Source organism: Pseudomonas sp. A6 (genome assembly GCF_052367875.1).
Lineage (GTDB): Bacteria > Pseudomonadota > Gammaproteobacteria > Pseudomonadales > Pseudomonadaceae > Pseudomonas > Pseudomonas citronellolis.
Window position 1 is genome coordinate 6131471 of sequence record NZ_CP198970.1, and the last position, 25287, is coordinate 6156757.

The following is a 25287-nucleotide window of genomic DNA, read 5'->3' on the forward strand; positions in this document are numbered from 1 at the left end:
CCCGGCTCAGGCGTGGGAGAGGAACAGGTCGGCCAGGGTCTGGCCGCGCGGCACGCCGGCCAGGTACAGGTGGCGGGCGAAGCGCTCGACGCTGGCGGGCTGGCCGCAGAGTAAGGCGATGCTTCGCCGCGAGACAAGACGGAATTGCGCCAGATGCGCGTCCAGATCGGCCGGCAGCGCCAGCGTCACCTGCAGGTCGGGATGGGCCGCGGCCAGCGCCGCCAGTTCCGCCGCCAGGTAGTGCTCGGCCGGCGTGCGCACCAGGTGCAGCAAGCGGATCGGCCCCTGGTGCCCTCCGGCCAGGGCCTGGCGCAGGATGCCCCACAGCGGCGCCAGGCCGGTGCCGCTGGCCATCAGCAGCAGCGGGCGTTCCTGCCATTCGGGGTCGTAATGCAACGCGCCGCCGCGCAGTTCGCCCAGGCGCAGTTCGTCGCCCACCCGCAGCTGGCGCGCCGCGTCGCAGAAGGCGCCGGGGGCCTGGCAGGCGATGTGGAATTCCAGCCAGGGCTCGGCGCCCGGCAGGCTGGCCAGGGAATAGGGCCGCGCCACCTCGCCCAGCCACAGCACCAGGTGCTGGCCGGCGCGGTAGCGCAAGGGCCGTTGCGGCTGCAGGCACAGACGCAGACGCAGAATGTCCGCCGCCGGCCAGTCCAGCTCGGCGACCGTCGCCGGCAGGCCGTCACGCTGGGGATCGAAGACCTCGACAGCGCAGTCCTCTACCACCCGGCACTGGCAGGCCAGGCGCCAGCCCTCGGCGCGGCGCGCGGCGTCCAGCGCCTCGGGGCGCTCATCCAGCAGCTCCCCGCTGCTGCAGCGCACCAGGCAGGCATGGCAACTGCCCGCGCGGCAGCTGTAGGGAATGGCGATCCCCTCGGCGCGCAGGGCATCCAGCAGGTTGCTTCCGGCGGCCACTTCCCAGTGCCGGCCACCGGCATGCAGTTCAGGCATCGCTCTCCTCCCATGCCGCCTCGCAGCGATTGCGTCCGCTGCGTTTGGCACGGTAGAGCGCCTGGTCGGCCCGCTGCAAGGCCTCGTCGAGATCGTCGCCGCTCTGCAGCAGCGTCATGCCGGCGGAAAGGCTCAGCACCGGCACTTCCACGCCCATCGGCTCGGCCGCCGCATAGGCCTGGCGCAGGCGCTCGCAGCAGGCGGCGAGGCGGTCGCTGTCGGCCTCGGGCAGCAGCAGCACGAACTCCTCGCCGCCGTAGCGCGCCAGCACGTCGCCCTCGCGCAGGCAGGCCCGCGCCACCGCGGCGAAGGTCTGCAGCACGCGGTCGCCGGCGGAATGGCCGTGGACGTCGTTGATGCGCTTGAAGTGGTCGAGGTCGATCAGCGCCAGGCCATGGCGCTGCCCCTCGTCCAGATCGTCCAGCGCGCGTCCGGCCAGGCGCAGGAAATGGCGGCGGTTGAACAGCCCGGTGAGTTCGTCGGTGGCCACCAGGTCTTCCAGCTGGCGCATCATCCCGCGCAGGGTGTCCTGGTGCGCCTGCAGCGCGTAGCGGCGTTGGCGCATGCGCTGGCGCAGGGCCTGCACGTAGCCGGCGAACAGCGTCAGCCAGACCAGCACGATGAACAGCACCAGCAGTTGCAGCACGGCCTGCCCGGGCAATTGCAGGCGCTGGCGGAAGGCTTCCCAGAGGTTGAGGCCGGCGAAGGCGATGAAGGCCAGGCCCGCGCAACGGGCGAACACCCGTGGCTGCAACTGGAACACGCCGAACAGCAGGATCAGCACGTAGAGCACCATCAGGGTGCCGCGCACGCTGTCGACATGGGCCAGGAAGAAGGTGGTCCAGACCAGCGCCACCAGCACCTGCGGCTCGGTCAGGCTGGCGTCGACGAAGCGCTGGTTGCGGCCGCTGGCGAACAGCCAGAAGAACACCGCCTGGCTGGCCACGGCGCACAGGGTGGCGGCCAGCGCCAGCGCCGGGGAGCCATGGTAGAAGTCGCCGATCACGGTCAGCCAGAGCAGCAGCAGGGCCATCGCGTAGGTGCCGAGGGCCATGCCGAACCGCCTGAACAATAGTTTTTGGAGGGCGCGCTGCTTCAGCGGGGAACTCGGTGTGCTCATGGGGGCTCCATCCCGTAATGGCACTTGGCCCTCACTCTACTATCAAAGCCACAGCATGCCTAGCCGACCGGAAAGTGGGCGCTTGCCGCCCCTGCCGACCAAGGTCGGATCGCCGGCGCGTGCGCCCGGCCCTGGCACGGCGCTATACTACGGCGCCCTTTTTGCGCCGGTGCCTGACCGGACGCGTTCGGTGTACGTGGCTTAGCCGCCTGAGATTCCCGCCTGACATACCCGCCTGAAGAGGACCGTGCTCCATGGCCGTGATCAAGCAAGACGACCTCATCCAGAGCGTCGCCGATGCCCTGCAGTTCATCTCCTATTACCACCCGGTCGATTTCATCCAGGCCATGCATGAGGCGTACCTGCGCGAAGAATCGCCGGCCGCCCGCGATTCCATGGCGCAGATCCTCATCAACTCGCGCATGTGCGCCACCGGCCACCGCCCGATCTGCCAGGACACCGGTATCGTCACCGTGTTCGTCCGCGTCGGCATGGACGTGCGCTGGGACGGCGCCACCATGAGCGTCGACGACATGATCAACGAAGGCGTGCGCCGCGCCTACAACCTGCCGGAGAACGTCCTGCGCGCCTCCATCCTGGCCGACCCGGCCGGTGCGCGTAAGAACACCAAGGACAACACCCCGGCGGTGATCCACTACTCCATCGTCCCGGGCAACACCGTGGAAGTGGACGTCGCGGCCAAGGGCGGCGGCTCGGAGAACAAGTCGAAGATGGCCATGCTCAACCCGTCCGACTCCATCGTCGACTGGGTGCTCAAGACCGTCCCGACCATGGGCGCCGGCTGGTGCCCGCCGGGCATGCTCGGCATCGGCATCGGCGGCACCGCCGAGAAGGCCGCGGTGATGGCGAAGGAAGTCCTGATGGACCCGATCGACATCCACGAGCTGAAGGCTCGCGGCCCGCAGAACCGCATCGAGGAACTGCGCCTGGAGCTGTTCGACAAGGTCAACCAGCTGGGCATCGGCGCCCAGGGCCTGGGCGGCCTGACCACCGTGCTCGACGTGAAGATCATGGACTACCCGACCCACGCCGCCTCGCTGCCGGTGTGCATGATCCCCAACTGCGCCGCCACCCGTCACGCCCACTTCGTGCTCGACGGCTCCGGCCCGGCCGAGCTGGAAGCGCCGCCGCTGGACGCCTACCCGGAAATCGTCTGGGAAGCCGGCCCCTCCGCGCGCCGCGTCGATCTGGACAAGATCACCCCGGAAGAAGTGCAGAGCTGGAAACCGGGCGAGACCCTGCTGCTCAACGGCAAGATGCTCACCGGCCGCGACGCCGCGCACAAGCGCATGGTCGACATGCTGAACAAGGGCGAAGAGCTGCCGGTGGACCTGAAGGGCCGCTTCATCTACTACGTCGGCCCGGTCGACCCGGTAGGCGACGAAGTGGTCGGCCCGGCCGGCCCGACCACCGCCACCCGCATGGACAAGTTCACCCGCCAGATCCTGGAAAGCACCGGCCTGCTGGGCATGATCGGCAAGTCCGAGCGCGGCCCGATCGCCATCGAGGCGATCAAGGACAACAAGGCCGTATACCTGATGGCCGTCGGCGGCGCCGCCTACCTGGTGGCCCAGGCGATCAAGAAGTCCAGGGTCCTGGCCTTCGCCGAACTGGGCATGGAAGCGATCTACGAGTTCGACGTGAAGGACATGCCGGTGACCGTGGCGGTCGACACCAACGGCGAGTCGGTACACATCACCGGCCCGGCGATCTGGAAAGACAAGATCGCCCACAGCCTGGCGGTGGAAGTGAAGTAAGCTTTCGCTTTCGCGCCAAGAAAAAGCCCGGCCATGCGCCGGGTTTTTTCATGCCTGCGGAAACCGTAGGGCGCATAACGCCCCAGGCGTTATCCGCCACCGGCCCCCGCGCCAACGCCACCGGCGGATAACCGCGAACAGTTATGCGCCCTACGAACGGACCGTAGGAGCGGATTCATCCGCGATTGCGCCGGCAGGGCCGGTTTCCGAAGCATCACGGACGGAGTCCTGCGTTACAGGCGAGCACGGCTTTTCGTAGGAGCGAGCTTGCTCGCGAACCTGATGTCCCGCAGCGGAGTTTGTTCGCGAGCAAGCTCGCTCCTACAGGGCCGGGCGCACACGAAACCGTAGGCGCGGATCGCGGATGAGATCCGCTCCTACGCTGCCCCACCTGCGGCATTCGCGCCCTGCGCGCGAAATCGCGGGCAGGGCCCGCTCCTACAGGATCAGGCGCTGCGCGGCACCCGGCTCAGCTCCACGATGTTGTCGCGGCGCTGTGCCAGGTAGCGGGTGCAGCTCACGCGCAGGAAGGAGGCGAAGTTGACCACTTCGCCGCGATAGTCCATCACCTCGTCGTAGAGCTTGGCGATCAGCTGGTTGGTGGTCATGCCGTCCACTTCGGCGATCTCCCGCAGGATGTCCCAGAACTGGTTCTCCAGGCGCAGGGTGGTGACCACGCCGCGGATGCGCAGGGACCGGGAGCGCGACTCGTAGAGGATCGGGTCGGCCTTCACGTAGAGTTCGCACATGCTCTGCCTCCTTCTTTAGGCGCGCTCGCCAGTCTACAGGCTGATCTTCGTGCCGAGCACTTCGAGGAACTTCGCCAGCCACGCCGGATGCGCCGGCCAGGCCGGGGCGCTGACCAGGTTGCCATCGACGTGGGCGGCGTCCACCGGGATATCCACGTATTCGCCGCCGGCCAGCTTCACTTCCGGGCCGCAGGCCGGGTAGGCGCTGCAGGAGCGGCCCTTGAGCACGCCGGCCGCGGCCAGCAGCTGGGCGCCGTGGCAGACGGCGGCGATGGGTTTCTTCGCGGCGTCGAAGGCCTTCACCAGTTCGATCACCCTGGCGTTCAGGCGCAGGTATTCCGGGGCGCGGCCGCCGGGGATCAGCAGCGCGTCGTAGTCTTCAGCGCGAACAGTGGCGAAGTCAGCGTTGAGGGCGAAGTTGTGCCCCGGCTTCTCGCTGTAGGTCTGGTCGCCCTCGAAGTCGTGGATGGCGGTGCGCACGCTCTGCCCGGCCTTCTTGTCCGGGCACGCCGCGTGGACGACGTGGCCGACCATCTGCAGCGCCTGGAAGGGCACCATGGTTTCGTAGTCCTCGGCGTAGTCGCCGACCAGCATCAGAATCTTCTTCGCGGCCATCGCAGCATTCCTCCGGGCAGAGGCCCGGCCATGGGTGGCCGGGCATGCCAGACAGGTTAGCCACTCCCCGCCGCGGCGGGTAATAGGCCGCTACTACACCGCCAGGCGCTGCGGCGCTTCGGCCTGGACCTGGCGGGCATCCTCCAGGATCAGCTCGGCGCCCTTCTCCGCCACCATCATCACCGCCGCGTTGGTGTTGCCGGAGGTGACGTTGGGGAAGATCGACGCATCCACCACGCGCAGGCCCTCGATGCCGTGCACCCGCAGGCGCTTGTCGACCACGCTGGACTGCGGGTCGGCGCCCATGGCGCAGCTGCCGCACAGGTGGTAGATGGAGCCGCAGTTCTCGCGGAAGTACTGCAGCATGGCCTCGTCGGACTGCACCGCCGCACCCGGCAGCACCTCTTCCACAGTCACAGCCTTGAGCGCCGGTGCATTCATGATCTTGCGGATCAGCCGGCTGCCCTGGATGGCCTCGTCTATGTCCTTCTGCGTGCTCAGGTAGTTGGGGTCGATCAGCGCCGCGTCGGCCGGGTTCTTCGAGGCGATGCGCACCTCGCCGCGGCTGGTCGGCCGGCACGGGTTGAAGCACAGCAGGAAGCCCGAGTACGGCTCCGGCTTGAGGCTGGCCTTGCTGCTCTTGGGAATCTGGTAGGACAGCGGGTTGAAGTACAGCTGCAGGTTCGGGTGCGCCTGCCCGTCGTCGCTACGGAAGAAACCGCCGCTCTGGTTGACGCTCATGGACAGCGGCCCCTTGCGCGTGAACAGGTACTCCAGGCCCAGCTTGGCCTGGCCCAGCAGCGAGCCGAAGTCGTCGTTGAGGGTGCGCACGTTGGCCTTGTAGTAGTAGCTGACGCACAGGTGGTCCTGGAGGTTCTTGCCCACCGCCGGCAGGTGCAGCACTTCCGGGATGTGATGCTGGCGCAGCAGCTCGCGGTCGGCCACGCCGGAGAGTTGCAGCAGCTTCGGCGAATCCACCGCGCCGGCCGCCAGTATCACTTCGCGGCGCGCGCGGAATTCGCGCTGCACGCCATGCTGGTTGAGGCTCACGCCGACGGCGCGCCTGTTCTCGTCGAACAGCACGCGTTCCACCTGGGCGTGGCGCTCGATGTTCAGGTTCGGCCGGCCCAGCGCCGGGTGCAGGTAGGCGAAGCTGCTGGAGCAGCGCTGGCCGTCGCGGGTGTTGACGTCGTAGATGCCGGCGCCTTCGAAATGCGTGCCGTTGAAGTCCTCGCTGCGCGGGTAGCCGAGCTCCTCGCAGCCCTCGAGGAAGGCGTCGCAGATCGGGTGGGTGTGGCCCTTCATCGGGCTGATGCGGATCGGCCCGCTGCCGCCGTGGTACTCGCTGTCGCCCAGCGGGTGCGATTCCAGCTTGCGGAAGTACGGCAGCACCTCCTTGAACGACCAGCCGTCGTTGCCGTTGGCCGCCCAGTCGTCGAAGTCGTGGGCCTGGCCGCGCACGTAGATCATCGCGTTGATCGAGCCGGAGCCTCCCTGCACCTTCCCGCGCGGCGCATACAGCTGGCGGCCGGCGAGCTGCTGCTGCGGCTGGCTGTAGTACATCCAGTTGAAGGTCGGGTTGTAGTAGAGCTTGGCGAAGCCCACCGGCACCTTGAACCAGGGCGAGGAATCCTTGCCGCCGGCCTCCAGCAGCAGGACGTTGTACTCGCCGGACTCGCTCAGGCGGCTGGCCAGGATGCAGCCGGCCGAGCCGGCGCCGACGATGATGTAGTCGTAAGTCATGAATCTCGTACCGCAAGTAAGGGGGCCCGCGCCGGCCGGCGCGGGCGCGGGTGTCAGCCCTTGGCCGGGGCGTTGTCCTTGACGTCGACCGGGTCCGGGCCCATCTGCAGGTGCAGGCGCTCGCCGGTGTAGGGGGAATACCGGCGCACCACGTCCATGTCCAGCTCCACGCCCAGGCCGGGCTCGCTGGAGGGGATGATGTAGCCGTCTTCCCAGTGCAGCGGCTTCTTGAGGATTTCCGCGTGGAAGCCGTCCCAGGTGCCGATGCTTTCCTGGATCAGGAAGTTCGGCGTGCAGGTCGCCAGCTGGAAGCTGGCCGCCGCGCCGATCGGGCCGTTGTACAGGTGCGGGGCGATCTGCGCGTAGAAGGCCTCGGCCATGGAGGCGATCTTCTTGCCTTCCAGCAGGCCGCCGCAGCGCCCCACGTTCATCTGCAGGATGGACGCGCCGCCGGCCTGCAGCAGGCGGAAGAACTCGTACTTGGTGGTCAGCCGCTCGCCGGTGGCGATGGGGATGCTGGTCTTGGCGGCGACCTGGCCCATGGCCTCTTCCTGGCCCGGCGGGATGGGCTCCTCGAACCACAGCGGGTCGTACTTCTCCAGGCGCCTGGCCAGGCGGATGGCCGAGGACGGCACCATCTGCCCGTGGGTGCCGAACAACAGGTCGCACTTGTTGCCCACCGCCTCGCGGATCTTGCGGCAGAAGGTCTCGCAGCGCTCCAGCACTTCCAGCGACAGCTGGTGGCCGGAGAACGCGGTGTAGGGCCCGGCCGGGTCGAACTTCAGCGCGCTGAAGCCGAGGTTCATGTTGTGCACCGCGCATTCGGCGGCCAGGTCCGCGTCGGAGTAGTCGTACTCACCCTGGGCGTTCTTCGGGTACAGGTAGGTGTAGGAGCGCAGGCGCTCGTGGACCTTGCCGCCGAGCAGCTCGTACACCGGCTTGTTCGCCGCCTTGCCGACGATGTCCCAGCAGGCCATTTCCAGGCCGCTGACCACGCCCATCATGGTCAGGTCGGGGCGCTGGGTGAAGCCGCTGGAGTAGGCGCGGCGGAAGAAGCGCTCGATGTGGTGCGGGTCCTGGTCCAGCAGGTAGCGCTGGAACACGTCCTCGATCACCGGGACCATCGCGCTGGGGTGGAAGGTGGCGGCGTAGATCTCGCCGACGCCCTCGATGCCGCAGTCGGTCTTGAGGGTCACGAACAGCCAGTACATGCCGCCGATGTGCGGCGGCGGGACGGCGACCACGTGGGTCTGCAGGGAGACGACTTTCATGCTTGGCGCGCTCTCTTGTCGATGCGTTTCTTCAGGATCAGGGTGGCGACCACGCCCAGCAGGCCCACCGCCACGACGTAGGAGAAATAGATCTGGTAGCCGACGAAGCCGGGGAAGCGGTCGGTGATCCAGCCGTTGAGCAGCGGCAGGAAGACGTCCGGCGAGTAGCCGACCAGGGAAATGATGCCGATGGCCAGGCCGGTGACGCGCAGCGGGATGTGGCAGTCGTCGAGGATGGCCCAGTACAGGCCGCGGATGGCGTAGGTCATCAGGCCGATGAAGATCACCAGGAACACCAGCACACTCAGCACGTGCAGGCTCGGCAGCAGCACCAGGCCGAGCATGCCCAGGGCCGAGAGCAGCATGGCCCAGGTCAGCACCCCGGTCTTGGAGAAGCGGTCGCCCAGCCAGCCGCCGCCGATGCCGCCGACCGGGCGCATCCACAGCTTGATGGTGGTGATCAGCCCGGCCATGGTCGCGCTCAGGCCGAAGCCGCCTTCCTGCAGGTAGGCCGAGAAGCTGTAGGTGGCCCAGAAGAAGTGGTAGCCGCAGAACACGATGGCGGTCACCAGCCACAGCTCGGGGATGCGCGCCAGGGTGCGCAGGTCTTCCAGCAGGTTGCCCTTGCCCGAGGCGGCGCGTTCGCCGTGCGCGCCTTGCGGGTCGCGCAGCATCATCAGCACCACGCCGAGGACGATGCAGCAGGCGGCGTAGAGGTGGATGACCAGCTGCAGGCCTTCGGCGTTGCGCTCGCCGCGGGTCTCGGTGACGTAGGCGAACAGCGCGATGGCCACGGTGGCCAGCAGCGCTTCCACCAGCCCGCGGCCGCCGTCGAGCACGCCGAAGAAGCGGCCCTGCTCGGTCTCGCCGGCGAGCATGTTCACCCGCTTGATCAGCGAGGCCCAGAAGGTCAGCCCGGTGGTGATGCCGAAACCGCAGAAGATCGCCAGCAGCGCCTGGAAGCCGGGCAGCTGCGCGTACCACAGGCCCAGCACGCCGGTGCCCAGCAGCGAGAAGCTGATCAGGTAGCGCGGCGAGATGCGGTCGGCCAGCCAGCCGCTGGGCAGGTAGCTGACCAGGAAGGCGGTGCCGAGGATGGAATATAGGTAGCCCAGCTCGCTGTTGCTGATGGCCAGGGCCTCGAGCATGGTGCTCTGGTACACCTGGCGCAGGTAGAGCATGGGGTAGATGGCGCCGGCGGCGAGCACCAGCAACGCCAGTTGCAGGTAGCGCGACAGGTTGGCGCTGGACGGAACGGCCATGGGCATGGCCTCTGCACTTATTGTTTTTTTCATCATGCGTCTCGTGGCCGGCGCTGGCACCGGCGGGTTGTCGGAAAAGCGCGGCGCGCGCCGGGCGCAGGCAGGCGCCCGGCGCGGCTCGTCAGTACTTCAGGACCACCAGGCGGGTCTGGGTGAACTCCAGCATCCCGTGCTTGCCGTCGTCGCCGCCCAGGCCCGAACGCTTCCAGCCGGCGTGGAAGCCCTGGTAGGGGTCGGCGGGGGTGCGGTTGACGTACAGCTCGCCGGCCTCGATGGCGTTGGCCACCTTCATCGCCGTGCGGTAGTTCTCGCTGTAGAGCACCGAGGACAGGCCGAACTGGTGGTCGTTGGCCATGGCCAGGGCTTCGTCGAGGGTCTCGTAGCGCAGCACCGGCAGCACCGGGCCGAAGATTTCCTCCTGGACGATCTCCATGTCCTGGCGGCAATTGCTCAGCAGGGTCGCCGGGTAGAAGTGGCCCGGCCCTTCCGGCAGCATGCCGCCGCACTCCAGCTGCGCACCTTCGGCCAGGGCGCGCTGCACCTTGGCATGGATTTCCTGGCGCGAACGCTCGTTGACCAGCGGGCCCATGCGGCTCGGGTCCTCGCTGCGGTCGCCGCTGCGCACCGCGGCGAGCTTGTCGCGCAGCAGGGCGAGGAAGCGGTCGTGCACGCTGGCCTGCACGTACACGCGCTCGATGGCGGTGCACAGCTGGCCGCAGTGGGTGGTCTTGGACGCGGCGATGGCGCTGGCGGCCTGCTCCAGGTCGGCGTCGGCCTCGATGATCGCCGGGGTCTTGCCGCCCAGCTCCAGCGACGGCTTGGCGATGTTGGCCTTGCAGTAGTCGAGCACGGTGCGCCCGGCGCCGACACTGCCGGTCAGGGTGATCATGCCCACCGCCGGGTGCTGGCAGAGCGTGGCAGCGACCTCGTGGACCATGGTCAGCACGTTGAACACGCCGGCCGGCAGCTCGGCCTCGGCGGCGGCGCGGGCGATCTCGAAGGCCGAGGTCGGGGTGTTGTTGCTCGGCCGCACCACCACCGTGTTGCCGGTGATCAGCGCCGGGGCGACCTTGCGCAGCAGGGTGTAGACCGGGTAGTTGAAGGGGATCAGGCAGGCCACCACGCCGATCGGCTCGCGTTGCAGCAGGATGGTCTCGTCGCGGGAGTCGCTGGGGATCACCTCGCCCTCGATGCGCCGCGCCCACTCGGCGTGGTAGCGGGTGATCTGCGCGGCGTAGACGGCCTCGTTGGTGGCGTCCTGCAGGCTCTTGCCGGACTCGCGGGCCAGCGCCTCGCCGATGCGTGCGGCGTTGCGCTCGATGGCCTCGGCGAAGCGCCGCAGGTATTCGCCGCGCTCGATGGCCGGCAGCTTCGCCCAGTCGCGCTGGGCGCGTTGCGCGGCTTCCACGGCCTGGCGCACCTCGGCCTCGCTGGCGGCCGGCACCTCGGCGATGCAGGCCTCGGTGGCCGGGTCGGACACGGCGATGCGGGCGGCCACGGAGCAGTCGCGGAAACGGCCGTCGATGAAGTTCTGGTCAGTACGCATGGGCATTCCTGTGGTTCAAGCAGCGCGGTGGCGGAGGAACGACAGGAGCGACGCGGGGCGGGCGCTAGGCCGCGCCGGCAGGCGGGTGCGGGCAGGCATGGGAAACACTCTTGTCGTTCTTGGATGGCCAAGTTTCGACAGGCGCGGCAGGCCGGACAAACGATTAATAGCACCGGGTAACCTGCGTTTTTCGCATGTTACCCGGCGGCGTTTCAGCGCGGGCTGACGATGTGCGCGGCGTTGTCCAGGCTGCGCTCGGCCAGGCGCACCTCTTCCAGCAGCCAGTCGCGGAAGCGCTCCACGTGCTCCGGCAGTTCCTGCCCCGGGCGGCTCACCCACCAGTAGGACTGGTGGCCGTCCACCTGTACGTCGAGCAGCTGCACCAACTGCCCGGCCACCAGCTCGCGGGCCACCATCTGGCGGTCGGCCATGGTCACGCCCAGGCCGTCGATGGCGGCGCGGATGGCCATGTCCAGCAGGTCGAACTCGTAGCCGCCCTGCAGGTCGACGCCCTGGATCTTCGCCGCATCCAGCCAGTGGCGCCAGGTCAGGTAGCGCTGGTCGTCGCGGGCCAGCACGTGCAGCAGGGTCATGCCATTGAGCGGCATCCCCTGCTCCGGCTCCTCGCGCTGCGCCAGCAGGCCCGGCGCGCACACGGCGATGTGCTTCTCGTGCATCAGCAGCGAACTGTCCAGGCCCTCCCATTCGCCATTGCCGAAGCGGATGGCGCAGTCCAGGGTGCCGGTCTCGGCCAGGCTGTCCTGCAGGTGCGTGGTGAGGGTCACCTCCAGCCCCGGATGGGCCTCGCGCAGGCGCCCCAGGCGCGGCAGCAGCCAGCGGCTGGCGAAGGTCGGCGGAGCGTTCAGGCGCAGGCGGTTGAGGTGCTGGCGCTGCTGGATGCCGCGCACCGTCAGCTCGATGCGGTCGAACGACTGCTGCAACGCGCGCAGCAGCATGCGCCCGGCGTCGGTCAGTTGCAGGTGGTGGTGGCGGCGCTGCAGCAGCGGCTCGCCGAGCTGCTCCTCCAGCTGGCGCACCTGGCGGCTGACCGCGCTCTGGGTGACGTTGAGCAGTTCAGCGGCGCGGGTGAAGCTGCCGGTGCTGCCGGCCACCTCGAACGCCTTGAGTGCATTGAGCGCCGGAATCTTGCGCTTCATCGCTGGCCCTCCCCTCGCGCCCCCGTTGGACGCGGCATGCGTCTTTGAGTATGGCAACGGCCGCGGAGTCACCGCGGCCGCAAGGGCTCCTCACTCAAAACCTGTTTACGACCTCGCGAGCTAGAGCAGAACAAGGCGCAACGACCAACGGGAGTAACAGCCGAAGGCTGGCCCGAAGGGCGAGCGCAGCGAGTCAGACAGGCGAGGAAGCGGAGTTTAGGCCGCTAAATGAGCATTCCTCGCCTGTCTTCAACGCAGTTATGCCGACGCGCAGCAGGTCGTAGACAGGTTTTCAGAAGTAATAACCGACGTTGGCGTACAGCTGGTTCTCCCAGTGGTCGGTGCCGCCCTGGGCCAGGCTGTCGGTGTAGCTGCTGCCGCCGATGTAGGGGTCGTTGCGGCCGTTGAGCCATTCCACGGCGATGTAGAAGGAACGCACCGAGAACGAGGTGCCGAGGATGAAGCGCTCGGAGGCGTCGAAGCCGCTGGCCGACTTGTCGAAGCGGCTGTAGTTGCCGTACACCTTCATGCCGCTCACCCAGCCGCCGACGAAGGTGACGGGGAAGCTGTAGCTGAGGTCGCCGACGTAGAGGTTGCCGCGGCTGGCGACGTTGAAGGTGCCGTCGTAGCCGCCGAAGCTGACCACCTCGTCGCTGCCCGGGTTGCGCGGCGACATCTGCTGGCGCCCGGCCTGCAGCTGCACGCCCCAGGGGCCGTTCTGCCCCAGGTAGTGCAGGGCGTAGGCGTTGCGCCGGCCGGCGTCGTGGGTGTCCTTGTTCTCCAGGCGAGAAGTCAGGGCCGACACGCCCACCTCGGACTTCCAGTCGCCCAGCTGCAGCGAGCGCGCCAGGCGCGCGACCACGATCTGCCGTTCCTGGTTGCGGGTGCCCTCGGGCACGTAGTCGTCGGCCGAGGTCACCACCGTGGAGTAGGTGCTGCCGTTGCTGGTGCCGCGCCCCGGCCAGGCCGGACGGCCGTACAGGCCCGCCTGCAGGTTCCAGTCGCCCTGCTGCTGGATGTACTTGGCGCCCACCGCCGAGACGTCCTCCAGGCCCACCACGTTGCCGAGGGTCTCGTAGAAGGTGCTGCCGAAGAACGGCTGCAGGCCGAAGGGAATCTGGTTGAGGCCGACCTGCACCTGGCGCTCGGCGTCGAAGCGGTAGCCGACCCAGGCGTACTCGGCGAAGGCGACGTCGCCGATGTGGTCGGTGTACTGGTAGGGGTACTGCTTGCCGTAGAAGCGGTAGCGCGCCGCGCCTATCCAGCTGTCGGAGGTATAGGTGGCGCGCAGCATCAGGGTGTCGAAGCCGGCCTTGTCGATGTCGCGGTCCGGGTCGTGGTCGAAGCGTGCGCGAATGGCGCCGCCGACGTCGAGTTCGTCCGTCACCGGTACCGCCAGGGCGGCGGCGCTGCAAGTCAGCAGGACGGGAAACAGCAGGTGCGCACAGCGGCGCGGCAGGGGAAATCTGGCCACAATGGGAAGCCTCGGCGAAGTTCTTGTCGTTATTCGGCGCACCGGCGCGGACACTCCCCCCACACCTTGTGCGCGGCCGAAACTAGCCCCTGGCGCGAGCCGCGCACAAACGACTAAATCGCCGGGCGAACCGGAGAAAAACGCATGTTTGTAGGACCGGCCCCGGCGCTAGAATCGGCGCACCACGACCAGCCCGCGCGCGCCACCCCGCGCGCCCTTTCGGAAGCCGCCCCATGCGCAGCCTGCCGCCCCTGAACATGCTCCGGGTCTTCGAGGAAGTCGCCCACCACCGCAGCTTCAACCGCGCCGCCGAGGCGCTCAACGTCACCCAGGGCGCGGTCAGCCGGCAGATCAAGCAACTGGAGGACTACCTGGGCGTCAGCCTGTTCGTGCGCACGCCGCGCGGCCTGACCCTCACCGAGACCGGCAGCGCCCTGGCGCCGCACCTGGGCGAGGCCTTCGACCGCATCGAGCGCGCCCTGCAGGCGGTGCGCGTGCCCAACCTGCGCCAGCGCCTGCGCATCCTCGCGCCGCCGACCTGGGGCACGCGCTGGCTGTCGCCGCGCCTGCGCAGCTTCCTGCAGCGCTACCCGGACATCAGCCTGAGCGTGACCAACACCCAGGACGCGGACAACCCCGGCGAGCTGGACTGCCGCATCCGCTTCGGCCTGGAGGCCGCCGCCCACTGCCACAGCCAGCTGCTGGTGATGGAACGGCACATCGCCGTGGCCAGCCCGGAGCTGTTCGACGGCGAGCGCCCGCCGGAACTGCACGCCCACCCGCTGCTGCACATCCTCCACGAGGGCAAGCGCCTGAAGGTCTGGGAGAACTGGCTGGAAGCCGTGGGCCGCAACGACGTCGACGCCGGCAGCGGCATCGAGTTCAGCACCCTCGACCAGGTCATCCACACCGCCCTGGCCGGCGGCGGCCTGGCGGTGATCGACCGGCAGATGATCGAACGCGAACTGGCCACCGGCAGCCTGCTGCCGATCACCCCGGTGGAAGTGCTCGGCCCCTATGGCTACTGGCTGGACATCCCCGCCGACAAGCGCGGCCTGTCCAAGGTGCAGCGCTTCCAGGACTGGCTGGAACTGATGAGCAACCCCTAGCCGTTTTGAGGATTTGCCGACAGCTTCGCCACGAGCGTGGAAATCTCCCCCGTCCGACTCGGAGGAATTGCACAGGCCTTCGCGCTCCTCCCAAAGGCATGGCGGTCCAAGATCATGCGCTGGAGTCCGCCCCCGCTCACGGACGCCGGAAATCGCCACCGCAAGGACCCGATCATGTCTATCAAGCACACACTGAACCTGCTGGACGAGCGACTGCTGAAGGAGTTGCTCGACGCAGCCCAGGAAGCCCTGAACGACACCGCCACCGCCAAGCGCGTCGCCCACGTGCTGGGCGTGGAGCCCGCACGGGTCCACGCCCTGGCCAACGTCGCCCTGGGCCTGTCGCAGGCGGACGACGAACGCGCCCACGACGTCGGCACCCTGCGCCAGCTGGACGACCTCACCCGGCGCATCCGCGGGCTGATGAGCCCCTGAAGCCACGCGACCGTCTCCCGGCGCCTGGCAGCCCTGGAGGGCACCCTCGGCGTGGCCCTCTTCGACCGGGCGCCTGGAGCAGGACATCCCCCGACCATAGGGCGCATAACGCGAAGCGTTATCCGTCGTTGCCGGATGGCACCTCCAGAACAGGCTGGGGCTGATGAGCAACCACAAACCAGATGAACGGGAACAGTCTGAGGTACCTAGCGGTATCTATTTACGGACGCCGCTCGAATCCTGATGGGCAAGCTCTTCAAAAAGAGGCGCTGTCGGATACACCAGGCGTAACCGGTCCATATCGGAAGATTCGAAACCCAGCGACTTGTAGTACCTTGCCGCCGCCTCATCCTTGGCGTCGACTGCCAGGAAAGCGATACCGGCATGCTTCGACATTGCATAGAGGCGGCGAAATACATCAGCGAGTAGTCGTTGCCCCAACCCCTGCCGTTGGCACGACCTATCCACCGCCAGACGACTCAGCAGCACTGCCGGAAGCGGATAGCGCGGGAGCCGTTTCCGCTCCTGCTCGGCCACGTCCTCAAGGCGAACCGACGTACTCGCCAGCGTGTAGTATCCGAGGAGCGTTCGCTCCCTTCCCAGCGCCAGGAATGTCCTGGACAGATGACGCTTCTGATCCTGGGAGGCGTATTTGACGATGTAGTCGTTGAGGTCTGGAGAGACGCAGTCAAACGTCCTGCGGTTCACCGACTTGTCGAAGTCGACAGTGATGAAATCCATTCATTCTTCTTGGCGCCAGCAGTCAGCGCAGCGAGAGGATCTTCTTCAAGGCCTTGTTAGCCTTCGGTGGATTCTCCAGCATGTCCAGTGCCCGTCGGACATTCAGAACCGTCTCACCACAAGCTGCGAATCGATCGGTAGCCCGTGACGCATCCCTCGCCTGGAGCGACGCCACGTGCATCGGCTCATGACCTCTCACCGCTTCGGACAAGGCGCTCGCAATCCGGCTGCTGCTGTATTGGAAACTCCGCATGGCATGATTGTATGGCTCGATATGTTCCGCCACGATTTCCGGGCTTTTCATGTCCGCGGCACGAATAATGGCGGCATAGAGATTCTTCTGCTCTTCCTCGTCGTCCAGATGGACATGCAGGTAGCGTCCGGTCTCTTCAGGATCGGTAACAGGCACTTCAATGGGAAAAGCTCCGGGCTGAATGCCCTTTCTTTCCTTCCCTATCTTCGCTTTTGCAGTCATGAGGCACCTCGTGCGGTGCTCAATTATTGCACAAGCTCATACAGCGCATGCATCCCCGCCCCATGTCCGAACCGTCCCGATCGCGAATGGGAGAAAAGCCATTTCGCCTCCCAACCTGAACAGGGAGCCCCTTCACCGCAGGCTCCCTGACACGGCCGGCTAGAGCACCGCCGCCACCTTAGCCGCCGGCTGTGCCGGCCCCGCCTCGCCTTCGCCCTTGCCGGCGTCGGTCAGCGTCAGGTACTTGGTCTCCGGCGCCCAGGCCATGGAGATCAGCGCGCCGAACAGGAGGATGCCGGCGAGGATGGCCATGGTCGGGTTGAGGCCGATGCCGGCCACGCTGACCGGCAGCAGGAAGGTGCTCAGCGCCGAGCCCAGGCGGCTGGCGGCGGTGGCCAGGCCGATGCCGCCGGCGCGCACTTCGGTGGGGAAGCTTTCCGCCGGGTAGACGCCGACCAGGTTGCTCACCGCCGAGAGCACCAGGGTGAACAGGCCGAAGGTCGCCACCATCAGCCAGGCCAGGCTGCCGGGCAGCAGCACCAGCAGGAAGAGCGCGGCGGAGAGGATCAGGAAGGAGCCGATGAGGAAGCCGCGGCGGGTGAATTTCACCGTGCACCAGATGCCCAGCAGGGCACCCACCACCAGCAGCGCGTTGAGCAGCATCTCGGTGCCGAAGCCCTCGGCCAGGCCCATCTTCTGCAGGATCGACGGCAGGAAGGTGTAGATGGCGAAGTACGGCATGACGATGCAGATGAAGAACAGGCAGTTGAACGCGGTGCGCTTGCGGTACTGCGCGCTGAACAGCTGGCGGAAGCCGCCCTTGTGCTCCTCGGCCATCTCGTCGTCGAGCACCACGTGCGCGCCCAGGTGCTTGCGCACGATCGCCCGGGCCTCCTCGATGCGGCCTTTGTGCACCAGCCAGCGCGGCGATTCCGGGGTGCCGATGCGGGCGATCAGGATCATGGCCGCGGGGATCGCCGAGGACGCCAGCATCCAGCGCCAGGCGTCGTCGCCCAGGCCGAGCATGGCGGTGCCGACGAAGGTGGCGGCGACGTAGCCGAAGGTCCAGATCACGCTGAAGGAGCCCAGCAGCACGCCGCGGTGCTTCTTCGGCGAAAACTCGGCGAGCATGGCGTGGCCGACGCTGAAATCGCCGCCCAGGCCGATGCCGATCAGCACCCGGCAGAGGAACAGTTGCAGCGCCGTCTCGGCGAAGAACTGCAGCAGCGAGGCCAGGGTGATCAGCACGAAGCTGATGAGGAAGATCTTCTGCCGCCCCAGGTGGTCGGAAATCCAGCCGAAGAACAGGCTGCCGAAGAACAGGCCGAGCAGCGCCGAGCTGCCGATCAGGCCCTGCCAGAAGGGGTCGAGGTTCAGTTGCGGGTTGATCAAGGTGAAGGCGATGCCGATCAGCCCGAGGATGTAGCCGTCGGTGAAATGGGCGCCGAAGGTGAGGCCGGCGATCTTGATGTGGAACCTGCCGATGGGCAGGTCATCGATTCTGACTGTGTTACCCGACATGATCGTCTCCGAGTCTTTTTCTTGTTGTCTGAACGGAAGGGTGACCGCCGCACCGGTCGGGGCGGCGGCGGTTGGCGGAACTCCTTAGCGGCGTGGCCGCGGCTGCATGCGGGGCGGCGTCAGTCGGACAGGCCGCCGAGCAGCAGGTACTTGATCTCCAGGTAGTCGTCGAGGCCGTATTTGGAGCCCTCGCGGCCCAGGCCGGATTCCTTGATGCCGCCGAAGGGCGCCACCTCGGTGGAGATGATCCCTTCGTTGATGCCGACCATGCCCGCCTCCAGGCCCTCGGCCATGCGCCAGACGCGGCCGATGTCGCGGCTGTAGAAGTAGGCGGAGAGGCCGTAGGGCGTGTCGTTGGCCAGGCGCAGCGCCTCGGCTTCGTCGCGGAAGCGGAAGCAGGCGGCCACCGGGCCGAAGGTTTCTTCGCCGGCGATGAGCATCCCGGCGTTCGCCTCGGCCAGCACCGTGGGCTCGTAGAAGGTGCCGCCCAGGGCATGGCGCTGGCCGCCGCAGAGCAGCCGGGCGCCCTTCTCCAGGGCGTCGCCGACGTGCTGCTCGACCTTGGCCAGGGCCGCTTCGTTGATCAGCGGGCCCTGCTCGGTATCGCCTTCCAGGGCGTTGCCCACGCGCAGCGCGCGCACCGCTTCGGCGAGCTTGGCGGTGAAGGCTTCGTACACCTCGTCCTGCACGTAGAAGCGGTTGACGCACACGCAGGTCTGCCCGGTGTTGCGGAACTTCGAGGCCATGGCGCCGCGCACCGCGGCGTCCAGGTCGGCATCGGCAAAGACGATGAAGGGCGCGTTGCCGCCCAGTTCCAGGGAGACCTTCTTCAGGGTGTCCGCGGCCTGGCGCATCAGCAGCTTGCCGGTGCGGGTGGAGCCGGTGAACGACAGCTTGCGCACCACGCCGGAGGCCTGCAGCGCGCCGCCGATGGCCGGGGCATCGCCGGAGACGATGTTGAACACCCCGGCGGGAATGCCCGCCTGCTCGGCCAGCACGGCCAGGGCGAAGGCCGACAGCGGCGTCTCTTCCGAGGGCTTGAGGATCAGCGTGCAGCCCGCCGCCAGGGCCGGGCCGACCTTGCGGGTGACCATGGCCAGGGGGAAGTTCCACGGGGTGATGGCGGCCACCACGCCGATCGGCTGCTTGGTGACGACGATGCGCGCGTCGGCCTTGGGCGAGGGGATCACGTCGCCGTACACGCGCTTGGCTTCCTCGGCGAACCATTCGAGGAAGCTCGCGGCGTAGGCCACCTCGCCTTTCGCCTCGGCCAGCGGCTTGCCCTGCTCGCGGCTGAGCAGGCGCGCCAGTTCGTCCTGGCTGGCCAGCATCAGTTCGGCCCAGCGGCGCAGGCGCGCCGCGCGTTCCTTGGCCAGCAGCCCGCGCCAGGCCGGCAGGGCGCGCTCGGCGGCGGCGATGGCGGCGTTGGTTTCCTCGGCGCCGCCGCGCGGCACTTCGGCGACCACCTCGCCGGTGGCCGGGTTGCGTACCGCGTAGGTCGGGCCGCCGCTGTGCCACTGTCCGTCGATGTAGTGGCCGGCTTTCAGCAGTGCGCTCATGCCACGGCCTCCGTCAGCGAAAAGGTCTCGCGCATCGGCCGGGCCACGCGGAGGATGCGCTTGCCGGCGGTGTAGTCGTTGATGACGTCGCAGGGCGTGTAGTTGCGCTCCAGCTCGTAGAGTTCTTCCTCGTCCAGGCGCGTCTCCAGCGCGGCCAGGGCGCTGTCGAACTGCGCCGTGGTGTCGGCGCCGACCAGCATGCAGTCCACGCCGGGGTGATCGAGCACCCAGGCCTGGGCGATCTGCGCGTTGCTCACGCCGCGGCGCTGGGCCACGCGCTGCACCGAGCGGGCGATCTCGAAGGAGGCCTCGTCGGCGTACATCTGCTGGGTGAAGAAGTCGGTCTGGTTGCGCGTGGATTGCGCATCGCCGGTCAGCAGGCCGCGGGCCAGCGGGCTGAACACCGAGACGCCGAGGCCCTGGTCGCAGCAGAAGGGGATCATCTCGCGCTCTTCCTCGCGGTAGGCGCAGTTGAGCTGCAGCTGCATGTTGATCGGCTTGACCCAGCCGTTGCGCTCGCAGGCCATGAGGATTTTCGCCAACTGCCCGGTGAGCATGGTGGACACGCCGATGTAGCGGGCCTTGCCGGCGCGGACGATGTCGTTCAGCGCACCCATCGCCTCTTCCACGGGGGTGTTCAGGTCATAGAAATGCAGCATGTAGATGTCGACGTAGTCCATGCCCAGCCGGGCCAGGGAGGCGTCGATGCTGTCCATGATGTGCTTGCGCGAATGGCCGCTGGCGTTGATGCCCTGGCGGGTACCGTAGCCGACCTTGGTGGTGACCACGATGTCCTCGCGGCGCACCAGGCGCTTGAGGATGCGCCCCACCACTTCCTCGCCGACGCCGGCGGAATAGAAGTCGGCCAGGTCGATGAAGTTCACCCCGGCGTCCAGCGCGTGCTTCACGATCGGTTCGCTGCGCTGTTCGTCGAAGATCCACGGCTTCCAGTCCGGGGTGCCCATGTTCATGGTGCCCAGGCACAGCTTGGAGACCTGCAGGCCGGAGTTGCCGAGACGGATGTATTGCATGACGGCGACCTCAGGCTTTGGGGGTGTAGAAGGGGTTGGCGATCTGCCCGACCACGTCGGCCAGCTGCGCGCGCTCGGGCTTGCAGGCCAGCGCCGCGCGGATGGCGGTGCGGCAGGCGTTGTAGTTGTTCAGGTAGACGGCATCCAGGTCGTCGCAGGCCGGGTTGACCCAGTTGGCGGTGACGATGGCCCACTCGTCCTCGGCTTCGGCCGGCAGGGTGCCGTCCAGCAGGGCCTCGGTGACGGCCTTGGCGATGCCGGCCTGGGACGCGCCCCAGGTGGCGTTGGCGTGCAGGTCGCCGCCGATCGGGGCCTTGTTCACGTAGAGGGTCATCGGCTTGACCGGGAGGTTCGGCTGGGCGATCACCATGAACGGGCAGTGGCCCTGGCTGGGCGAGGCCAGGCTGCTGGCGAAGGCCTGGCCGGCGGGGCCGTTGCGCGGGCCGAGCAGGATGTTGATATGTGCGGCGTTGACGCCGGGGCCTTCGAAGCCTTCACCGATGTAGAGATCGAGCTGTTTCATGGGTACCTCGTGGGATCGTCAGGGCGAGCGGGGGCGCGGGCCGCGAAGGTCCGTGCGCAGGGCTGCGGGGCAGCCGGGTTCAGTAGGCGGTTCGCGACGGGGTTGGAGGAGGAACGAGCGGGAAGCGGGAAAGCAGCGGGAGGAATTCAGGCATGGCGCAATCGCTCGTTGTTGTTGTCGGGAGCCGTTGCGCGATTTTTTAGCACCGGCCCGTTGCGGGCCGGTAAGCATAAAAACTCAAGGAGCTATGAGTTCAACTCATAACCTGGGGGACTCAGATGCCGACCTTGTCCAGGGCCTTGCCGACGCCTTCCCAGAAACGCCGCTGGCGCCGCACCTCGTAGCCGCTGGCGGCGATCTGCGCCGGTTCCTGGATCAGGCGGGTGCGGGCGATCTCGGGTTCGGCCAGGCGCGCCTCGATCAGTTGCAGCGGGCCGTCGCCCTCGCTGTGGCTGCGCTTGGCGGGCACGCGGTCCTCGTCGTAGCGCAGGTAGTAGACGCCGCCGGCCTTGGCTTCGAGCATGAAGCTGGCGATGCGGGTGAAGTCCAGCGGGCCGTCGGCGAAGAAGGTCCAGAAGCTGCCGAACAGCGGCCGGCGCATTTCCAGCTTGAAGCTGCCCGGCTCGAACTCCAGGGCCAGGTAGCCGTTGCTCGGCAGGCTGCCGATCAGCTCGTTGTTGAGGAACAGGCCGGGGGCTTCCAGCTCCTCGTCGGCCCACTGGTTCTGCGGGCGGTAGAGATAGACCAGGGCATGTTGCGCGTCGCCGGGTCGCAGCGGCGCGAAGGCCTGGCCGTCGGTGGCGCCGAAGAAGGCGCCGGGGGAACTGCAACCGGCCAGCAGCATAAGAACCAGGCCCAGCAGCGATCGCAACATGCGTCAGTCCCTTCTTGTGGTCATGCCGTGAGCATAACCAGCGACGGCCGCCGGGCCACCCGCCGAAAGTCCGGGTGGCGGCGCCTCAGGGCAAGGTGGCCGGGCGCCTTTGCGCCGCCTGCGGTAACAGGTGACGCACCAACCACTTGCGCGTGGGTACCACCAAGCGCTCCTGGAACAGCACACAGCTGACCACCATGAACAGCAGGAACAGCGGGTACAGCCACAGCGACAGCTGCTGCTCGGTGGCCGCGGTGATGCAGTAGGCCCAGTCGGCCAGGCAGTCGCCGGGCGCGCGGATCAGCTTCTCGGTGCGCGAGAACAGGGTGAACAGCGGCACGTGCAGGGCAAACAACGACAGCGAAGCCGCCCCCAGGCGCGGCGACCAGTGGCGGATCGCCGGGCTGTGCGGGTCGCGCGGCAAGGCGCTGATGTACACCAGCACCAACTGCGCCGGCAGCAGCAGGCCGTTGTGCAGCAGGAAGTACCAGTGCCGCGCGCCCTGGGTATAGAGGTAGTCGGCGGCGAGGAAGTTGGCCACCACGAAGGCGCCCAGCGCCAGCACCGCGCCGGTGCCGGGCAGGCGGCCGCTGTCCTTGTGCTCGCGGAACAGGCCGTAGGCGAGGATGCCGCCGAGGAATTCCGGCAGGCGCAGGATCGGGTTGCGGTGCAGCAGGCCGGTCCAGGGCATGCCGTACTGCTGGTGCAGCGCCAGCAGCAGCGGCGGCACCAGGTACAGCAGCCAGAGTGCCAGCAGCGCCCGCCGCTTGTTGCCGATGCGCATCAGCCGCGGCGCCAGCGCCGGGAAGCAGAGGTAGAAGAAGAACAGCGTGGACAGCGACCAGAGCGGCGCGTTGAAGGTCAGGTACAGCGGGTTCCAGGCCTGCAGCATGGTCAGCTGGAGGATGCTGTTGAGCAGCAGCTCGCGGTCGCTCATCCAGTGGCGGAACAGCTCCGGATGGGTCTGGCCGAGGGTGTCGTGGGTGTCGTAGACCACGAAGCGCGGGGTGGCCTGGTCCAGGTCCGGGCCGATGCCCAGCTGGCTGATCAGCAGCAGCACGCCGATGGTCAGCAGGATCGAGAAGATGTGGATCGGGTAGAGGTTGGAGAAGCGCTTGGTGAGGAAGCTGCGCGGGCTCTCGCGCAGTTGGCCGTCGGTGACATAGACGTGGGCCAGGAGGAAGCCGGAGAGCACGAAGAAGGTGCTGGTGGCGAAGAAGCCCAGGCTGGTCAGCTCGTCCAGCCCGCGGAACTTCTGCTCCGCCGGGTAGACATGGAGGGTGTGGTAGACCACCACGTACATCCCGAGCAGGAAGCGCAACCACTCCAGCCCGATGAACCTTTCCTTGCCGATCTTGTTCACGACCTTACTCCCGTTCTCCCCGGGGTGCCTGCCCCGGCGGACTGCTCAACGGCGGCGGTCAAGGAAGTTGACCACCACCCGGTCGAGCCAGCCCCACAACCGCTGGTGCAGGCGCATCCACAGGGAGCGGCCGTGCCACAGCGTGAAATCAATCTCCCGGCTGGCGGCGAAGTCGGCGATCAGGCAATCGGCCACCGCCGCCGTGAAGTCGGCGTCCAGTATCTCGATATTGGCATCCAGATTGAACCGCAAGTTCCAATGGTCGAAGTTGCACGAACCGACGCTCGTCCAATCGTCCACCAGCACCACCTTCATGTGCAGGAAGCGCGGCTGGTACTCGAAGATGCGGATGCCGGCGCGCAGCAGGCGCGGGTAATAACGCTGCCCAGCATAGCGCACGGGGGCGTGGTCGGTGAGCCGGCCGGTCAGCAGCAGGCGCACCTCCACCCCGCGCCGGGCGGCCTTGCGCAGGGCCCGGCGGACCTTCCAGGTGGGCAGGAAATACGGCGTGGCCAGCCAGATGCGCTGCTGCGCACCGTTCAGGCTGCGCACCAGCGACTGCAGGATGTCGCGGTGCTGGCGGGCGTCGGCATAGGCCACCCGGCCCAGGCCGCTGCTGCCGACGGGCGTGGGCGGCAGGCGCGCCGGCGACACCATCTGCTGCGGGCGCCAGGCCTTGGCCTGCAGGCAGGCATGCCACTGGCGCTCGAACAGCACCAGCCAGTCGGCCAGCACCGGGCCCTGCATTTCCACCATCACCTCGTGCCAGGCGCTGGCGTTCTCCGGCACCGACCAGAACTCGTCGGTGGCGCCGGCGCCGCCGACGTAGCCGAGGTCCTGGTCCACCAGCAGCAGCTTGCGGTGGTCGCGGAACAGGTTGCGCCAGCCGCCGCGCCAGCGCAGCGGGTTGTACAGGCGCAGCTCGCCGCCGGCCTCGCGCAGGCGGCGGCCCCAGGCGCTGCCCAGGCGCAGGGCGCCGAAGCCGTCGAACAGGCAGCGCACGGCCACGCCGCGGCGCAGGGCGTCGATCAGGGTTTCCAGCAGCAGCTCGGAACAGGTGCCGCCCTCCACCAGATACAGCTCCAGGTCCACCTGGCGCTGCGCCCGGGCGATGGCCGTGAGCATGCTCGGGAAGAAGTCCTCCCCGTCCACCAGCAGGGCGAAGCGGTTGCCGCTACGCCAGGGGAAGACCGGCCCGCTCACCGCTGGGCGAAGATCAGCACGGCGCCCACCGGCACCGCCAGGTTGATGGTCTGCAGGCCGGCGAGCTTGCGCAGCTGCTCCACGCCCGGCGCCAGGCCGAAGTCGGCGGCGTCGAGGATCAGCGGCGACAGCGTCACCACCTGGAAGCGCCGTTCGTCCAGGCGCGTCACCAGCACCTCGGCGCGGTAGGCGTGGCTGGCGCCGTGCAGGTCCAGGCGCAACGGCAGCGGCATTTCCAGCTGCGCGCCGTTGGCCAGGCCGAGGATCGGCCCCAGGTCCAGCTGCGCGTCCACGCTGGCCTCGGGGTAGCGTTCGGTCTCGAACAGCAGCTCGCGGATGCGCTCGTCGCGCAGCGGCACGCCGCTAAGCACCGAGTCCAGCTCGATGCGCAGGCTGGCCTTGCCGTGGTCGTCGACGCTGCCGTGCATGACCAGGAAGCGGTTGTTGTCGGCGCCGGCGGCGCCGCGGCCGGTGACGAAGTTCAGCCGCGAGGACTCGTAGTCGAGGTACCAGGCCGCCTGGACGGAAGCGGCGAAGCAGGCAGCGAAGAGGAAGGCGAACAGCGAGCGCATGAAATCCCTTACATGGAAAACGACCGGATCAACGGCCAACGATAGCCGCCCGCCGTCGGCTTGCAAACCGGCCGGCGAGCCCGTTGGGCAGGCGGCAGCGCCATTGGTTCAGACGTAATTGGTTCAGGCGTAGGGCGTATAACCGTTCGCGGTTATACGCCGATACACCCAGGCCATGGCCAACGCCCAGGCCAACCCAGGAGCCGCCGGGGATCAAG

General features: G+C 67.9%; 23 protein-coding genes. 3 read left to right on the top strand and 20 right to left on the bottom strand.

Annotation, left to right across the window (positions count from 1 at the left end):
* Nucleotides 1-6: 6 nt before the first annotated feature.
* Together ACTWJ5_RS26905 and ACTWJ5_RS26910 are read right to left on the bottom strand one after the other, a co-directional pair.
* Nucleotides 7-948, bottom strand: a complete 942-nt coding sequence (locus ACTWJ5_RS26905; RefSeq protein WP_444436889.1) for an iron-sulfur-binding ferredoxin reductase — start codon at nucleotides 946-948, stop codon at nucleotides 7-9.
* Nucleotides 941-2068, bottom strand: coding sequence for a GGDEF domain-containing protein (locus tag ACTWJ5_RS26910; RefSeq protein WP_043273307.1), 1128 nt, complete (start codon nucleotides 2066-2068; stop codon nucleotides 941-943). The genes ACTWJ5_RS26905 and ACTWJ5_RS26910 overlap by 8 nt, the downstream gene beginning before the upstream one ends.
* Nucleotides 2069-2322: 254 nt before the next feature.
* Here ACTWJ5_RS26910 and ACTWJ5_RS26915 point away from each other — a divergent pair, with 254 nt between their 5' ends.
* Complete coding sequence (locus ACTWJ5_RS26915) at nucleotides 2323-3846, top strand: fumarate hydratase (protein ID WP_043273308.1); 1524 nt, start codon at nucleotides 2323-2325, stop codon at nucleotides 3844-3846.
* 446 nt (nucleotides 3847-4292) lie between these two features.
* Here ACTWJ5_RS26915 and ACTWJ5_RS26920 read toward each other — a convergent pair whose 3' ends face one another.
* From ACTWJ5_RS26920 to ACTWJ5_RS26955, 8 genes are all read right to left on the bottom strand, one after another.
* Complete coding sequence (locus tag ACTWJ5_RS26920) at nucleotides 4293-4595, bottom strand: ribbon-helix-helix domain-containing protein (RefSeq protein WP_009615780.1); 303 nt, start codon at nucleotides 4593-4595, stop codon at nucleotides 4293-4295.
* 33 nt (nucleotides 4596-4628) lie between these two features.
* A complete protein-coding gene (locus tag ACTWJ5_RS26925; RefSeq protein WP_009615778.1) occupies nucleotides 4629-5210 on the bottom strand; it encodes a DJ-1/PfpI family protein in 582 nt (193 codons plus the stop codon).
* Between the two features lie 93 nt (nucleotides 5211-5303).
* Nucleotides 5304-6953: a GMC family oxidoreductase gene (locus ACTWJ5_RS26930; protein WP_444436890.1), complete on the bottom strand. Its 1650-nt coding sequence runs from the start codon at nucleotides 6951-6953 to the stop codon at nucleotides 5304-5306.
* Between the two features lie 53 nt (nucleotides 6954-7006).
* Entirely contained in the window at nucleotides 7007-8224 is a 1218-nt protein-coding gene (locus tag ACTWJ5_RS26935) for a mandelate racemase/muconate lactonizing enzyme family protein (RefSeq protein ID WP_444436892.1), read from the bottom strand.
* Nucleotides 8221-9519 (bottom strand): MFS transporter, encoded by a 1299-nt coding sequence (locus ACTWJ5_RS26940; protein WP_444436893.1) that lies wholly within the window; start codon nucleotides 9517-9519, stop codon nucleotides 8221-8223. The genes ACTWJ5_RS26935 and ACTWJ5_RS26940 overlap by 4 nt, the downstream gene beginning before the upstream one ends.
* Before the next feature lie 88 nt (nucleotides 9520-9607).
* A complete protein-coding gene (gene aldA / locus ACTWJ5_RS26945; RefSeq protein ID WP_444436894.1) occupies nucleotides 9608-11032 on the bottom strand; it encodes an aldehyde dehydrogenase in 1425 nt (474 codons plus the stop codon).
* 212 nt (nucleotides 11033-11244) lie between these two features.
* Nucleotides 11245-12189 (bottom strand): LysR substrate-binding domain-containing protein, encoded by a 945-nt coding sequence (locus ACTWJ5_RS26950; RefSeq protein ID WP_043273317.1) that lies wholly within the window; start codon nucleotides 12187-12189, stop codon nucleotides 11245-11247.
* A gap of 292 nt (nucleotides 12190-12481) precedes the next feature.
* Nucleotides 12482-13663: an OprO/OprP family phosphate-selective porin gene (locus tag ACTWJ5_RS26955; protein WP_253391467.1), complete on the bottom strand. Its 1182-nt coding sequence runs from the start codon at nucleotides 13661-13663 to the stop codon at nucleotides 12482-12484.
* Between the two features lie 233 nt (nucleotides 13664-13896).
* Between ACTWJ5_RS26955 and ACTWJ5_RS26960 the strand changes: the two genes are divergently transcribed.
* Together ACTWJ5_RS26960 and ACTWJ5_RS26965 are read left to right on the top strand one after the other, a co-directional pair.
* Nucleotides 13897-14772: a LysR substrate-binding domain-containing protein gene (locus ACTWJ5_RS26960; RefSeq protein WP_444436895.1), complete on the top strand. Its 876-nt coding sequence runs from the start codon at nucleotides 13897-13899 to the stop codon at nucleotides 14770-14772.
* A 174-nt stretch (nucleotides 14773-14946) separates the two neighbouring features.
* Complete coding sequence (locus ACTWJ5_RS26965) at nucleotides 14947-15207, top strand: hypothetical protein (protein WP_009615762.1); 261 nt, start codon at nucleotides 14947-14949, stop codon at nucleotides 15205-15207.
* A 216-nt stretch (nucleotides 15208-15423) separates the two neighbouring features.
* On the opposite strand, the gene ACTWJ5_RS26970 is transcribed toward ACTWJ5_RS26965, so the two are convergent.
* From ACTWJ5_RS26970 to ACTWJ5_RS27015, 10 genes are all read right to left on the bottom strand, one after another.
* A complete protein-coding gene (locus ACTWJ5_RS26970; protein ID WP_074982223.1) occupies nucleotides 15424-15948 on the bottom strand; it encodes a GNAT family N-acetyltransferase in 525 nt (174 codons plus the stop codon).
* A gap of 22 nt (nucleotides 15949-15970) precedes the next feature.
* Nucleotides 15971-16423 (bottom strand): hypothetical protein, encoded by a 453-nt coding sequence (locus tag ACTWJ5_RS26975; protein ID WP_074982221.1) that lies wholly within the window; start codon nucleotides 16421-16423, stop codon nucleotides 15971-15973.
* A 159-nt stretch (nucleotides 16424-16582) separates the two neighbouring features.
* Nucleotides 16583-17944, bottom strand: a complete 1362-nt coding sequence (locus tag ACTWJ5_RS26980; protein WP_444436896.1) for an MFS transporter — start codon at nucleotides 17942-17944, stop codon at nucleotides 16583-16585.
* A gap of 119 nt (nucleotides 17945-18063) precedes the next feature.
* Complete coding sequence (locus ACTWJ5_RS26985; RefSeq protein WP_249918801.1) at nucleotides 18064-19503, bottom strand: NAD-dependent succinate-semialdehyde dehydrogenase; 1440 nt, start codon at nucleotides 19501-19503, stop codon at nucleotides 18064-18066.
* Complete coding sequence (locus tag ACTWJ5_RS26990; RefSeq protein WP_444436897.1) at nucleotides 19500-20534, bottom strand: aldo/keto reductase; 1035 nt, start codon at nucleotides 20532-20534, stop codon at nucleotides 19500-19502. Before ACTWJ5_RS26990 ends, ACTWJ5_RS26985 begins: the two co-directional genes overlap by 4 nt.
* Before the next feature lie 10 nt (nucleotides 20535-20544).
* Nucleotides 20545-21057: a formaldehyde-activating enzyme gene (gene fae, locus ACTWJ5_RS26995; protein ID WP_043273324.1), complete on the bottom strand. Its 513-nt coding sequence runs from the start codon at nucleotides 21055-21057 to the stop codon at nucleotides 20545-20547.
* A gap of 274 nt (nucleotides 21058-21331) precedes the next feature.
* The gene (locus ACTWJ5_RS27000) at nucleotides 21332-21931 is read right to left on the bottom strand and encodes a DUF2846 domain-containing protein (RefSeq protein WP_444436898.1); all 600 of its coding nucleotides are present in this window, start codon (nucleotides 21929-21931) and stop codon (nucleotides 21332-21334) included.
* An 85-nt stretch (nucleotides 21932-22016) separates the two neighbouring features.
* Nucleotides 22017-23234 (bottom strand): acyltransferase family protein, encoded by a 1218-nt coding sequence (locus tag ACTWJ5_RS27005; RefSeq protein ID WP_245323012.1) that lies wholly within the window; start codon nucleotides 23232-23234, stop codon nucleotides 22017-22019.
* Between the two features lie 105 nt (nucleotides 23235-23339).
* Entirely contained in the window at nucleotides 23340-24419 is a 1080-nt protein-coding gene (locus tag ACTWJ5_RS27010; RefSeq protein ID WP_116425652.1) for a phospholipase D-like domain-containing protein, read from the bottom strand.
* 74 nt (nucleotides 24420-24493) lie between these two features.
* Nucleotides 24494-25069: a YceI family protein gene (locus ACTWJ5_RS27015; RefSeq protein ID WP_116425642.1), complete on the bottom strand. Its 576-nt coding sequence runs from the start codon at nucleotides 25067-25069 to the stop codon at nucleotides 24494-24496.
* Nucleotides 25070-25287 lie beyond the last annotated feature (218 nt).